This window comes from Paenibacillus sp. ACRSA (genome assembly GCF_022346845.1).
In the GTDB taxonomy this organism is placed as follows: Bacteria; Bacillota; Bacilli; order Paenibacillales; family Paenibacillaceae; genus Paenibacillus.
The window spans coordinates 280,838-294,287 of record NZ_JAKRNP010000006.1; the positions used below are offsets into that span (position 1 = coordinate 280,838).

The 13,450-nt window shown below is 43.5% G+C and carries 12 protein-coding genes; 4 read left to right on the forward strand and 8 right to left on the reverse strand.

The window, feature by feature from the left end:
- Positions 1 to 85 precede the first annotated feature (85 nt).
- The gene (locus tag MH215_RS19155; protein WP_239292755.1) at positions 86 to 1,384 is read left to right on the forward strand and encodes an outer membrane protein assembly factor BamB family protein; all 1,299 of its coding nucleotides are present in this window, start codon (positions 86 to 88) and stop codon (positions 1,382 to 1,384) included.
- A 542-nt stretch (positions 1,385 to 1,926) separates the two neighbouring features.
- Here the strand turns inward: MH215_RS19155 and MH215_RS19160 are convergent.
- The 3 genes from MH215_RS19160 to MH215_RS19170 all read right to left on the reverse strand — a co-directional run bounded on the left by MH215_RS19160 (position 1,927) and on the right by MH215_RS19170 (position 3,860).
- Positions 1,927 to 2,790, reverse strand: a complete 864-nt coding sequence (locus MH215_RS19160; protein ID WP_239292757.1) for a DUF4085 family protein — start codon at positions 2,788 to 2,790, stop codon at positions 1,927 to 1,929.
- Between the two features lie 83 nt (positions 2,791 to 2,873).
- Positions 2,874 to 3,389: a hypothetical protein gene (locus tag MH215_RS19165; protein ID WP_239292759.1), complete on the reverse strand. Its 516-nt coding sequence runs from the start codon at positions 3,387 to 3,389 to the stop codon at positions 2,874 to 2,876.
- A 33-nt stretch (positions 3,390 to 3,422) separates the two neighbouring features.
- Complete coding sequence (locus tag MH215_RS19170) at positions 3,423 to 3,860, reverse strand: hypothetical protein (protein WP_239292761.1); 438 nt, start codon at positions 3,858 to 3,860, stop codon at positions 3,423 to 3,425.
- A gap of 249 nt (positions 3,861 to 4,109) precedes the next feature.
- On the opposite strand from MH215_RS19170, the gene MH215_RS19175 reads away from it, so the two are divergent.
- Complete coding sequence (locus MH215_RS19175; RefSeq protein ID WP_239292888.1) at positions 4,110 to 4,742, forward strand: LysE family transporter; 633 nt, start codon at positions 4,110 to 4,112, stop codon at positions 4,740 to 4,742.
- Positions 4,743 to 4,755: 13 nt separating this feature from the next.
- On the opposite strand, the gene MH215_RS19180 is transcribed toward MH215_RS19175, so the two are convergent.
- The gene (locus MH215_RS19180; RefSeq protein ID WP_239292763.1) at positions 4,756 to 6,198 is read right to left on the reverse strand and encodes an amino acid permease; all 1,443 of its coding nucleotides are present in this window, start codon (positions 6,196 to 6,198) and stop codon (positions 4,756 to 4,758) included.
- A gap of 189 nt (positions 6,199 to 6,387) precedes the next feature.
- On the opposite strand from MH215_RS19180, the gene MH215_RS19185 reads away from it, so the two are divergent.
- Both MH215_RS19185 and MH215_RS19190 read left to right on the forward strand, forming a co-directional pair.
- Complete coding sequence (locus MH215_RS19185; protein ID WP_239292765.1) at positions 6,388 to 7,134, forward strand: YqcI/YcgG family protein; 747 nt, start codon at positions 6,388 to 6,390, stop codon at positions 7,132 to 7,134.
- 147 nt (positions 7,135 to 7,281) lie between these two features.
- Positions 7,282 to 7,923 carry a LysE family translocator gene (locus MH215_RS19190; RefSeq protein ID WP_239292767.1) on the forward strand — a complete coding sequence of 214 codons (642 nt, stop codon included), beginning with the start codon at positions 7,282 to 7,284 and terminating at the stop codon, positions 7,921 to 7,923.
- 205 nt (positions 7,924 to 8,128) lie between these two features.
- Here MH215_RS19190 and MH215_RS19195 read toward each other — a convergent pair whose 3' ends face one another.
- From MH215_RS19195 to MH215_RS19210, 4 genes are all read right to left on the reverse strand, one after another.
- Positions 8,129 to 9,598, reverse strand: coding sequence for a glycoside hydrolase family 1 protein (locus MH215_RS19195; protein WP_239292769.1), 1,470 nt, complete (start codon positions 9,596 to 9,598; stop codon positions 8,129 to 8,131).
- Between the two features lie 28 nt (positions 9,599 to 9,626).
- Positions 9,627 to 11,543 carry a beta-glucoside-specific PTS transporter subunit IIABC gene (locus MH215_RS19200; RefSeq protein ID WP_239292780.1) on the reverse strand — a complete coding sequence of 639 codons (1,917 nt, stop codon included), beginning with the start codon at positions 11,541 to 11,543 and terminating at the stop codon, positions 9,627 to 9,629.
- Positions 11,544 to 11,660: 117 nt separating this feature from the next.
- Positions 11,661 to 12,515: a PRD domain-containing protein gene (locus MH215_RS19205; RefSeq protein ID WP_239292792.1), complete on the reverse strand. Its 855-nt coding sequence runs from the start codon at positions 12,513 to 12,515 to the stop codon at positions 11,661 to 11,663.
- A 306-nt stretch (positions 12,516 to 12,821) separates the two neighbouring features.
- A complete protein-coding gene (locus MH215_RS19210; RefSeq protein WP_239292890.1) occupies positions 12,822 to 13,142 on the reverse strand; it encodes a winged helix-turn-helix transcriptional regulator in 321 nt (106 codons plus the stop codon).
- Positions 13,143 to 13,450: the final 308 nt, after the last annotated feature.

Sequence of the window (13,450 nt, forward strand, 5' to 3'; positions counted from 1 at the left end):
CACATTGCTTGTTTCATGAAGTATTAGGATCGTTTAAGGAATTAGAGGAAAATAGTACTAAATTTATATTTTTAGGAGGTCACTATTGAAGAAAAGATTATTTACTGCAGCGCTGATTCTGACCCTATTATCTGCTTGTGGCACAAGCACTACTGACGAGAACACCGCTATGAAAAAGGAAACGTCCAGTGAACAAACGAATAGCACAGCAACGAATACTGAACAAGTAGACAATGAGAACTCTGACGCATCGACTGAAACTGTCATTTCTGCTACATTATCCGAGGCTGAGGACATCCCAATCCAAGAGTATGATAACAGCTTGTGGGGTTCCCTCACGGAGCATCAGGATGAGATGAACGGTAGAGTCTACGAAGAGAATGGCATCTTCTATATGAAGCCTTTGACACGAGTTAATACTCCCTTTGATTCCACTACAGGTGAATACACTTGGGAGCATGATTTTAGACCAGGTACAATCGTTAACCCTAACTTCAACGTGGATGATCAATTAATATACCTGACCACAAGAGAGATTACAGGCCTGCGGAAATCGGATGGTAAACAGCTGTTTTCCATCGACATTCCCGAATATGAACTCATGTCAGACCTACATCTCACGAATAATTATTACGTGATCGCTCAACAACCCAAGGGTGCTGACGCCAAAGACTATAAGCTCTATGCTTATGATCGCCAAACCAACAAGCTTGCTCACGAACAGGAACTGAGCCTGAATACAACTGTAGTCCTCTATCAATTTGCTTCGCATGGTGATCTCCTCTATTATGTCGATAATGACAATATTCTCACTGCAATTGATCTTGCAAGTGGCGAGCAAATGTGGACGCAACAGGTACCTCAACTTCGATTAGTGCATCCACTCGTGCGTGAGGATCATGTCTATGTATTTGACTATGATCATACGATCTACAGCTTTGATGCAATAACAGGCGAGCAGCAGCTGGAACTTGAAACAGAAGGAAGCACCATCGGTGTTAACATAGCCAATCCCATTGTTACGGATAACAGGGCTTATATCCTTTCAGAAGAGGAAGCCTTCTACCTTTTGAGCTATGATACCGAAACAGGTCAAGAACGCTGGAGACTAGATACTTCTGGTTATCATGTCTTTGGGATATACTTGATGGCGGGTACACTCTTCGCACTGGCAGATGATCTGGAAGATGAAAGTGATGATCCGATGACGTATATTGTCAAACTCGAACCCGAATCTGGCGAGATCCTAGAAAAAATTAAGCTTGAGCACAAAATCTCCAAAGGGCCACGTAGCAGCCGTGAAGCTGTGTTAACTTACGTGGACAATGATCGAATCTATATGAAATATAAAAAAAACATGTACTATATCTCAAAGGATATTTAAGATATTAAAAGTGGGCGATTCTACGTAGCTAGAGTCGTCCACTTTAGATGCTATGGTATAACATAAGTACATCTACTTACTACATAGCTACAGACTGATCTGAACAAATTTCTACACTTTTTTATCAAAAATATGGTTGTTGTCATCTGAATTATCTTGATTCTGTCTTTTCACTTCTGCTCTTAAGTACCTAACTTCTTGAATCAGAACATCAAGTCTTCTCGAGGTTTGGGATGAATCTATGGCATAACGTATAACAAAGGCAATGATTAGAAACGCAAAGATACTCACGAATATTATCAATAAAACGCCGAATAATTCCATACAAGTACAACTCCTTACTAACTGAATCAATTTCATAATACCGTTAGCTGCTTAAATCAAGGCGAGATATAGATCAAAACGGTTTAATTGGTCTATATCTCGTTACAAAAAATTCCGTTTTTATGAGTTATGAAATTGATTCAACTGAAACTATATATCTGTGATTGCACATGAGTGCTTATTTCAATTTTTCTAAACAGATCGCATTCAATATGCCCCTACTCGATCTCTACGAGAAAATCCTTACAACAAACAATCAGTTCAGGCATACCTTCACCTTCAAACAGAATATGAAGCTCATATCCATCATCGATCCGATAAAGTTCTTCATATAGCCAGGATCTGCCGACAATATCTCCTTCTTGTTTGATGATTTCGGGTGCAATCAGTGTGAGCTTGTTTATATTCGTAAAGCCTCCGCGAGTATCGAATCGAATGACAAGTTCATCACCTGTTACGAGTTCCGTTACCGTACAATCGTGGAAATGCAATCGTCGACGCACCTCGACTGGAATGTCTTGCGCTACGTTCACTTCTCTGTACTCCTTCAGCACAAGCTGCATTTGTTCTTCATTTCGTTTGCTCTGTTTCTTCAATTGGCGCATTATGCCTCTCGTGCAATAGCCTAAAGTAAATAAACGAATATCCGCAATTCGGTCATAGATTTCTTGGGGTAATCGCTCAGCCTGTTGTTTATAATTCCACTCCATCATTTCTTGGTACTCTTCTTGGCATTTCTTCTCGTCAAACGGAGGGCGGGCATCATACGCTGCAATGAGCTTCTCGATATGTGCTCTTTCTTCCGGTGGCATGGAATAAACGATCTGATCTTCTTCTGTTACCTCTGCTCCGCTAAAAAACTGGTCAGCCCGTGTTAAGACCTCACCATCATGCTCTAACATGAACCGAGGGTCAGTATTGTATATTTCGCGCTCTTGTTTTACATGTGCTTGTTCTTTTCTCTCATACAGTCGTTGAAAAAGGGCTTCGTCCAATTCATAAGCTCCGCTATGTACTTTCATCCCAAAATGAAGTCCTGTCCGTTGGCACAGTTCATACCATTCATCCGTTAAATATTTCATAGATAATCGCTCCTACTGGTGTTATAAATCTCTCTCATAGCCCGCTCTGTGGCTCTATCTCCATTTGGATGTCCTTCAATGATCTATTGGGCTATGGATGCATACACCTCCTTAATCTGTGACGAAAATTGTGCTGCACCTGGAATTCGTGTCCGTTTATAATAAGCTGTTAACTGCTTAGGGTGATTTTTGACAAAATCATATTCAATGATCGTACTCGCGATGACCGATCTTGCAAATCCCAAAATCTCCACAACTTCAGAGCGATCACCTTCTTCAAGCTCCTCGCCCTCAGGAAACTCTCCATCAGGATCATCATCTAATTCTTCACTAAATGTGATCCGAGCTACCACAAAAGACATGATGTTATCCTTATCATTGTTGTATTGCTCTAGTAACCATTGAATGCATTCTTCTTCTGTTGGCAGAGAAGCGCCAAACCCTTCAAGCACATACTTCCGTTCCTTGAAATCATCCATTAATAAGCTCGCTTCATAGCTGCCATGCTCCACAAATTGGATCCGAGGTTTAAGTTGCAGCAGTTCTGTTATAACGGCCTGATACCAATCACTTGTTAGCAATTGTTCGACTGTCTTCATTAGAAGGCCCTCCTTATAATTAGACGCACAGGTCTACGTTAAGGTTTGAAAAAACTTATTTTTCACCTCTTTTTGGTTCCGTGCTGCCCACTCATATAACTCTTCTAACCCTGCGTTCTCTTGGCTAGAGTCAAAATAAAAACATAGATCCGCTGGCACAAGCCTGCGCCCATAGAGCTTGATACCGATCCGCTTGTAATTGATGTAGACACACTCGATCTGAGAGGCTTCATATCTCCGATTTTTAGTCGATATTACATCATCGGCACCTAGAGTAATGCTTGGTTTGGCAGATAATAAACGTCTGATCGTGATGATGATATTAGTAAAAGTAACAGCCATTAGAAATAGAATGAAATACTTAGAAAAACCTTCTTGGTTAATGTGAAAAATTATAAATAGGATAACTCCAAGGAGTAACATCATAATTAAATTCAACCTAGCTCTAGGATAGATCGTCAAATAACTCATGAGTTATTTCTCTCCTCCATTCGTTGAGATGATTATTTATATGCCATTGACCTATCAGTTAGCCACACCTCTCCTACTCTATCACTTTTCAAATATTTCCTTCTTTTACATAGTACCTTATATACTTTTTAATATTCAAATGAAATCTTCGCTACTCCGCTCGATCCTCACATGAATAGGAGATAAACCTGTCCTATAAGAGCTATTCGCAGAATAAGCTAGTAAAGTATGCGAAAGGAGGAGACATCTATCTCGATCTTATTAGGCTATGTTTTTCTTGGGCTAACCCTGTCGGCGCCTATGGGACCCATAAATGCAGCACAATTGGACAAGGGTGTCCGTGGAGGTTTCATGCCCGCCTGGTTTGTTGGACTGGGAGCAATCGCAGCAGATATCCTGTACATGTTGCTCGTATACTTTGGCGTTGTGCACCTACTGGAACTGCCTTTTGTAAGGGTATTCTTGTGGCTATTTGGCTGTTTTGTGCTCGTTTACACTGGCGTAGAAAGTATGAAAAATGCAGGAAACCTCGCTCTCAATGAGACGAGAGGAGGTCATTCCGAACTATCGAAGTCATTTGTTCAAGGGTTCCTAATGTCTCTATTCAACCCTCTATCCATCATGTTCTGGCTTGGCATATACGGATCTGTTCTGGCTAAAGCGGTCAATGACTCACCACTAGATCAGATGTTGATCTACAGTGGTGCTATCATCTTCGGTGTTCTACTGTGGGACTTGTGCATGGCGACAGCGGTCAGCTTTTTCCGCAAATATCTCACGTCTGCGGTGCTTCGAGCCATCGGACTGATCTCCGGAGTTTCCCTGATTGGTTTTGGCATTTATTTTGGCGTCAAAGCCATACAAGTTCTGTTGGTTTTATGACCGTAGTTGCCCGTCACTTCACCTTACTTCTGCGAAGACGTATGCCGGTGATGTGATAACCGGCTGCTTCCTCGGTACTTGGTTCATCCGCTTCATTCTCTTCCTTCCCAGCGCTTGCCGATTGAGCCGAGGACTTTTTCTTGCGTTTGCGCTGAACAATGATATCACTGATTCCAATAAGCAACACCAGCAGGAGACTTATGAATAAGCCCGGTCTACTGAGTGCGTGGAAGAGCGTACCGGTCACGGCTAACGTAATGAGCACCAGTCCAATCCAACGTTTGACGACATCGAACTTTCCTGATTTCAATAGTCGACCAGAGGACAACAAGATAAACGACCAGTTATATAACAGCATTAATCCAGCTGCAGTCGTAATATATTCATACACTTTACCAGGCAGTAGCAGAGACATAACAATCGTTCCAATAAGCCCACACCCGATGAGTGAGAGTGCGAATAAGGGATATTTCTTCTTCCACTTACGCGAGAATAACGTCGGTGCATCTCCCTCCTTCGCCAGTGTAATAATCATGGAGGTCACCGCATAGAGCGATGCCGTCATGGTCGAGAAACCCGCCACAATCAGCACGCCATTGAACAGGTGCGGAACAAAGGCTAGATGATCGCTGCTCAATGCCAGGACAAACGGACTTTCTTTGGGATTAAATGCATTCAGTGGTACCATGATTAACGCAAGACCAATGGAAACGACATATACAGTCGATAGGGAAATGAGCATCACCTTGCCTGCCTTGGGTGCGTCCTCGGGCTTTTCCAACCGATAAGACATAATTCCCAGCACCTCAATCCCTCCATAGGCATAGAACGCAAACAGAAATGCAGCCCACAAGCCTACTCCACCCTTGGGAAAAATCGCTGCCATGTCCATTGGTACTTTATGATCGTACTTCGTTCCTCCAATCCAACCGGCAAGGAGCGCAATAGCTAGGATCAGGAACATAATAATGGCTGCAATCTTAATGATTGCGAGCACATTCTCAACCCGGTCAAATCCTTTGTTGCCAAAAAATACGATACATAGGCCGATTACGCCAAATCCTGCGGCAAAGACCCACAGCGGAACATGGGGAAACCAGAATCGAGAAAATATCGACAGAGCCGTCAACTGACTCCCCATAATAAGCAACTCAGAGAACCAATATACCCATCCGCTGGCAAAACCAGCCCAATTCCCAAAAGCCTTCTTCGCATAGGAACGGAATGAACCCTCCTCTGGATGATCTGAAGTCATTCGGGCCAAAGCATCAAACACAACATATGTACCCAGAGCAGCTAAGGCATAAGCGATTAATACCGCAGGGCCGCCAATGGATATCGCAAGACTTGAGCCTAAAAAGTATCCTGTTCCAATCGTTCCTGCCACACCAAGCAGACTTAACTGCCACCATTTCAATTTCTTTTCCTCTGTTGACGATTTGGATGCCTTACTCATGTTGTCAGTCCTTTCTACATCATTTCCAAGCTGCTTCAAGTAGCCTGCCCCATTCGCGTGGAAACATGTTAGGACTGTGTCAATGAAATAAATTGTGAGACATCCTTCTACATATTTAAGGTGAGGTGTGGACAGTCACCATTTCGACGCTAGGTTATATCCTAGTAGTAGTAAAAAGGAGGACTGTTCATGCCGCTGTTGTTTTCTTCTGTCGAGATTGAAAATCATGAACTGACGCTTGATCCCTGGATGAGGGATGCGCATCGTTTATTTTCTGCCAAAATGAGCGACCGGGAAGCTCGCTTTCCGTGTATTCCGGCTACACAGGCTCATGCGCTGGGTCACCTCCGATATGGATTCATCTCCTGTTCTGAGCACGATCTCCCTGCAAAGCAATTATCAAGAATTGTTGAGGAATATGGGAAGTCGTCCCGTTCTTTCGGTGATTATTCTTCTCTCGTTGTGTTCTTTGAGCAAGAAAATGAAATCCGGAGTGTTCTTGACTACGAAAAAACCTTCTGGAACTTATTAAGTGAAATTCGGGATTTGGACAGTGAGCCTTGGCCAGGTGATATTCCCGAAGATCCGGAAAATCCACTTTGGGAATTTTGTTTCGGGGATGAGCGATACTTCGTGTACTGTGGTACACCTGCACATACGTCTCGTCAAAGTAGAAACTTTCCCTATCTCATGCTGGCTCTAACACCCCGCTGGGTGCTGAATCTTTGGAATGAACAACCTCAACGAGCTGCAGCCATCGCTCCTAGAATTCGTGCACGCCTGGCTGCGTATGATAACATTCCAGCTCATCCTGAATTGAAGCAATATGGAAGCGAAGGTAACTTGGAGTACAAACAGTATTTTCTTCGTGATGATGATACCGCTCCTTCCAAATGTCCATTTCTTCGATCCCTGCAGGAAAAAGGCAAGTCATAACGGCATCCCGATTCTAAAAAAGCTCTCCTCCGAATAAGCTGAGTACCAGCGGTTTCCCGAGGAGAGCGGAATGCATCACAGGCATATTCACCACCCACCAGCGGACAAGCCCTCATGTAATCATCCATGTATAGAAAGGAAATGATTATGGAAATCTATATTAAATTCGTACTCATTGGACTCGCTATTGCCATGCCTGTTGGAGCGATTACCGTAGAGATGACCAAGCAGGGGTTACGGAATGGATTCATGCATGGGTGGGCAGTAGGCCTTGGTGGAATGACTGTCGATGCTGGATTAATCCTTGCCATGTATTTTGGCTTCGCCTCTATATTGTCACTTCCGTATGTTCAGATTCCGTTATGGCTCGCTGGTGCAGGCTTCTTAGCCTTTCTAGGGTACGATTCTATCCGAAACTCGGATCTTAATCTGGTCTCTAGCGAGGGAAAGAACGCAAAAACCAACAAATCATTTTGGAAAACATATCGCAATGGATTACTGGTTGCTGTTTCGCCAGGTAATCTTATTTTCTGGATATCCGTGTTCGGTACGGTATTATCCGATTCCTACCAAGCGACTGGCAAATTGAGCTTTATCTTCGCTGGACTCGGTGTGCTCTGTGGAATTCTTCTACATGATGTGGGTCTGATCTCCATCGTGTCCATCACACGCAAAATGATGAGTTCCAAAATGATACAAGTTGTCTCGGCTCTGGCGGGTGTACTTTTACTGGGGTTCGCGGTCTACTTTTTGTACAAGTTTGTGCTAGCCGTGTGGCATATCTTGTAATAACCGAATAACCTTTTTTCGCTCATATTTATGCGATCATTTCCGTGTCCATAATGGATATGTAATATAGAAGGTGATTTCTAAGATAGCTACATTCTAATAATACTCCTTAATAAAGAGCAAAAAAGTGTCGGCTCATGCACGAGTGCACGAACCGACACTTTTCTTTTATAGAAATCTCATGTTCGATTAAATCAATTCAAACTTACAACTCTTCTCCATTGGTCGCAATAACCTGCTTGTACCACTCGAACGAATCCTTTTTGGATCGGTTCAATGTACCGTTACCTTCGTCGTCTTGGTCCACATAGATGAATCCGTATCGTTTGGACATTTCGGAAGTGGACATGGAGATTAGATCAATTGGCCCCCAAGCCGTATACCCAATCAAGTCCACACCCTCTTTAACCGCTTCTTTCATTTGCTCTATATGCTTCTTGAGATAATCAATTCGGTACGTATCATGAATCGAGCCATCTTCCTCAACGGTGTCATAAGCACCCAGACCATTTTCTACAACGAACAGAGGTTTTCTATAGCGGTTATACATATCACGCAACGTAATGCGAAGCCCTTTCGGATCAATCTGCCATCCCCAGTCGGACGTATCTAGGTATTTATTTTTCACTGCATACGTCGTGAGATTACCAGATACCTGTTCATAATCTTCGGAGTTGGATGCAACCGACTTGGACATGTAATAACTCAACGATACATAGTCCACTGGATACTGCTTCAATATTTCATCATCGCCAATTTCCTTCTGGATCACAATATTGTTCTCGGCAAAGTAACGATTCATAAAGGATGGGTATTCACCGTGAACATGTACATCCGTGTGGAACAGGTTCAGGTCGTTATAATGCTGTGCGAGTAACACATCTTCCGGATTGTTGGTTACCGGATAGGTTTGCCCCCTAGCAAGCATGCACCCTACCAGCGCATCTGGATTGATCTCGTGTGCTAGCTTCGTAACCAATGCGCTCGCTACGAATTGATGGTGCAACGCTTGATACGCAATTTGTTCCTTGGTTTGGTTCGGAAGCTTATCAACCAGGACGCCCCCACCCGTATATGGACTGTGTCCCATCATGTTAATCTCATTAAACGTAATCCAGTATTTCACTTGATGGCGGTAGCGGTTGAAGAGCGTTTCTGCATATTGAACAAAAAGTGGAATCAACTTCCGGCTGTACCAACCGTTATATTTGCGAGTCAGCGCCAGCGGAGTCTCATAATGAGACAGCGTAACGATTGGTTCGATGCCGTACTTTTCTAGCTCATTGAATACTCGATCATAGAATTCCAGTCCTTCGAGACTTGGAGCTGCATCATCGCCATTCGGGAAAATTCTCGCCCAGTTAATCGACAAGCGAAAGGCTTTGAAACCCATTTCCGCAAACAGCGCAATATCTTCTTCGTAGCGGTGGTAGAAATCGACGCCGTCACGTTTCGGATAGCGATCATCTACTTCCCCGTTGAGAGCCTTCTCGATATAATCAGAGTTTACATCTATGGCGAAGTTTAACCCACGTTTTTCTTTTGGTATAAAAGGAACCATGTCAGCTGTTGTGAGCCCTTTGCCACCTACGTTATACGCCCCTTCAACCTGATTGGCGGCAGTTGCGCCACCCCAGAGGAAGTTCTTTGGAAAACCTGTTTGAACTGTTGTCATACGAATCACTCCTTAATTTAGTTTAGGTTTATTTCATAATCGTTAATGCTCGTTCTCCTTCGAAAATAGGACCCGCCTCATTAATCGTCAGTACATCTAGATAATCAGCGGTATTCGTAACAATCATCATCGTTACTGTCTCAAGACCAGCTTCACGAATAGCGGCGCGGTCGAATTCAATCAAAGGCTGTCCCACTTCAAGTCGATCTCCTGGCTTCACCAAGCTCGTGAAATGCTTGCCTTTGAGCGAGACGGTCTCAATGCCGATGTGGATGAGCAATTCTTCACCATCATCTCCTTTGATCCCAATAGCATGACCAGACTTCGGCAAAATACTAACCTCACCATTGACCGGTGACACGATGCGGTTTTCTTCTGGCTCAATCGCAATGCCTTTGCCCATCGCTTCTTCTGAGAATGTCGGGTCGGAGACCTCATGAAGATTCACAATCTGTCCTTTCAATGGCGAATGGATGTTGATTGGTCCTTTGGTAGCAGCGTCAGTTGATACCGCACCCGTTGCTTTCGGCTTGGTTTGAACAGGTTTTTCGTTCTTCTCCGCCGGTTGACCTTCAACCGGAATGTCTTTGAAGCCGAAGATCATAACAAGGATAAATGCGCCAAGCAGGGCTCCAGCAAAAAGAATCGAGGTCATAATCAAGTTATACGAGTTACCTGCCGGATCAGCATACGCTGGTAAAACGAAGAGACCTGGCAGTCCGCCTAATACTTGTTTCTTAATTCCAATCCATGCTGCAATTCCGCCCATGACCCCAGCAGAGACCATTGCAAGATATAATGGTTTTTTCAATTTCATGTTAACTCCGTACATTGCAGGCTCTGTGATACCCAGAAGTGCCGAGAAGCCTGTAGATGCACCCAATTGTTTAAATTGAGAGTTTCTACTTCTCACTGCGACTGCAAATGCAGCTCCAGCTTGGGCAACATTGCTAAGCAGCATCATCGGAGAGACAATCGGGTCGAACCCGTAGCTCGCGAAATTTTGAAAAATAATAGGAACAAGTGCATAGTGCATGCCTGTCATAATGAGCAGCGGCATGAAACCAGCTACCAAGAAGCCTGCTAATGGACCAGCCACATCGAACAACCATACGAGTCCACTTGCCACCCAGTTACCTGCATATGTACCCATTGGTCCGATGAGCCACAGTGTAATTGGAGCCACGATGATGAGGGACAGCAACGGTGTGAACATCATTGTCAGAACGTTTGGCATCCATGACTTCACAAAAGCACTTACATATTTCAGCAGAATGACCCCGAGTATGATCGGAATAACGGATGATGAATAGTTGATGACCGGGATGGTTATCCCGCCGAAAATGGTAAAGCTGGTGATCTCTCCACCTGAATTAACCGCATTGACCATCGTCGGGTATAGCATCGGTGCGGCAAGAGCAAGTGCAACATATTCGTTCGTCTTGATTTTGCGCGCAGCGGTTACAGCCAGGAACAGAGGCAGGAAGTAAAAGAGCCCGTCTCCGATCATATTCAACACTAAATACGTCTCGCTCTGATTACTCAACCACCCGAATGTCACAAACATTGCTAGGAAGCCTTTGAGCAAACCTGCTCCGGCTAGTGCTGGAATAAGCGGGGTGAATACACCTGAAATGAAATCGAAGACAGATGAGATGATTCCTTTTTTCTCTCCGCTCTCTGCCTTAGCCCCTCCAGTTCCGACTAGAGGCTCAACTTCTGCGAATACATCAGCCACCTGATTACCGATGATGACTTGAAATTGATCGCCGGAAAATTGTGCACCGATGACTCCTTTTAATTGTTTGATCTCTTCTAGCTTTATCTTTTCCTTGTCACTCACCAAGAAGCGCAAGCGAGTTACACAATGCCAAGCCTGCTCAACATTCTCCCTCCCTCCGACTTTCTCTACAACCTGTTTAGCTAGCTCTTGATATGCTTTCATCGCTAATCTCCTCTCTGTAATCTCCAAAAAAAATACCCAAACAACGTAGAGCCTGGTTGGCTCTCCTATGCTTGGGTAACGCCTGAATCCATGATTCAGTAACAATTCCACGGTTGCCTATTTAGTTTCAAGTTGGCTGGTTAGACGCCAGATATGAAGGGCAAGATACAGTCTTTCATTTGGTGAAAGCGCCCAGCCATATTTTTTTTCCAACAGATGTGCGATTTTCTCAACCGCCTGATAAGAACGAGGGTACTTGCTCTTGACTACCTCAACGATCGTTAGATCAACTTCTTGATCCTCGATGTGATTTTGCTTGAACTGACGAATAAAAAAGTGACGCAGATGGGTGATAAATCGAGTGTAGCTCAGCGATTCTTCATCCAATTTTACTTGAAAATGATATTGGATAATTTCGATAATTCGATTAATAACTTCCGTCATTTTCAACGTTTCTTCAATCCGTGTCTTTTTGGTCTGCTGTCCATTTACGAAATGGTAGGTAAGGAAGGTTTCCTCACTTTTGGGCAAAAGAACATCAAGGCGATCGAATACAAGCCGGATGGCTTCTTGCGCTGCGAGATATTCCTTCGGATATAGATTCTTAACTTCCCAACGGTTCGTTTCGACGTACTCAATTTGCTCATTTGCTCGAATAATCGCAAAGTTCAAATGATCGGCGATGGTTAGATAAATGTTGTTCTCAAACGTTGTACCTAGTGAGACCTCAGCATTTTTAACCACTTCTACCGCTACATCGAGAACATCCGGGTCCATATGATCCAATACTTGCACGAGAGGTTTCTTCGCTGCTGAATCCTCTGCTGCAAACTTCCGGCGGATACTCGTTTCTTCGATCAAATCCCCTTTTTTCTTTTGGAAGCCTACTCCAGTGCCCATCACTACCCATTCAAGTCCAGAGAGATCTTTAACTAAAGCCACGTTATTGTTGAAGGCTTTAACATACCTCACTTTACCTACCCCACCTCTTAAAAAAGCACAAAAATCCATCTTAAAAATACATTACGTATTTTTAACATGGTTATGCCTGATCGAATCAGTAACACCCATTTCAATTATAGGCTAAATGTATCATTTCATGAAAACGGTGTCAACTGAAAATTTCTCAAGACAAGTTCAGCATCCATTGAGAGGGAAAGAATCAACTATTCTAGCTACACTATGGGTTTTTGTACGCATTTTCCATATTTTCAATAATAAATAAAATAATACGATTTATAGGCACATAGTCATGCTTCTGTTCCCTCGCTCACGTCTTCAACGTTTCTCAGAAGCATCAAACTCCTCAAGCACCTTGAATCGATCTCCATACACCTTATCCAGATGCTCCTCACCCCAGTAACATAGTAGATCTAGAGCAGGCTTGAGTCCCCAACCATACTCCGTTAACTCATATTCCACTTTAGGAGGAACCTCTGAATACACCTTTCGCTGTACAATCTCATCCTTTTCCAATCCTCTAAGCTGTGTAGTTAACATCTTCTGCGTGATTTCTGGTATTAGCCTGCGAAGCTCTGATGAACGTTTGCATCCTGTCGTCAGATGATAGATGATCAGTGGCTTCCACTTCCCTCCCATCACTTCCAAGGCTGCTTCGACGCCTACTTTGTACTTCTTAGGAGCACTACCTTCCCCATTCTCCGTCAACGTTCTTCCCCCTTATAAACTAGCAGTCGCTATAGCGGTTAGATTCCCTCTCGTTTTTTGTTGCTTGCTTGTTTCTTACTTGTTGCTTCCCGTTTATTATTAATTAATTCCTATTTAACTAGGGTACTTTCATATTCCTATAGAACTTATTTCTTCCTATAGAACTTCAAAGTGCGTTCTTCCCAACGATTTCATTCCTTGTCTATAATAGCATTGGCAATAGGGTATGGCTATTAATC

Bases quoted from the DNA above. Each gene is read 5' to 3' on its own strand.
- MH215_RS19160 (WP_239292757.1), bottom strand. From the start codon at position 2,790: ATGAAATATTTAACGGATGAATGGTATGAACTGTGCCAACGGACAGGA.
- MH215_RS19165 (WP_239292759.1), bottom strand. From the start codon at position 3,389: ATGAAGACAGTCGAACAATTGCTAACAAGTGATTGGTATCAGGCCGTT.
- MH215_RS19170 (WP_239292761.1), bottom strand. From the start codon at position 3,860: ATGAGTTATTTGACGATCTATCCTAGAGCTAGGTTGAATTTAATTATG.
- MH215_RS19180 (WP_239292763.1), bottom strand. From the start codon at position 6,198: ATGAGTAAGGCATCCAAATCGTCAACAGAGGAAAAGAAATTGAAATGG.
- MH215_RS19185 (WP_239292765.1), top strand. From the start codon at position 6,388: ATGCCGCTGTTGTTTTCTTCTGTCGAGATTGAAAATCATGAACTGACG.
- MH215_RS19190 (WP_239292767.1), top strand. From the start codon at position 7,282: ATGGAAATCTATATTAAATTCGTACTCATTGGACTCGCTATTGCCATG.
- MH215_RS19195 (WP_239292769.1), bottom strand. From the start codon at position 9,598: ATGACAACAGTTCAAACAGGTTTTCCAAAGAACTTCCTCTGGGGTGGC.
- MH215_RS19200 (WP_239292780.1), bottom strand. From the start codon at position 11,543: ATGAAAGCATATCAAGAGCTAGCTAAACAGGTTGTAGAGAAAGTCGGA.
- MH215_RS19210 (WP_239292890.1), bottom strand. From the start codon at position 13,142: ATGGGAGGGAAGTGGAAGCCACTGATCATCTATCATCTGACGACAGGA.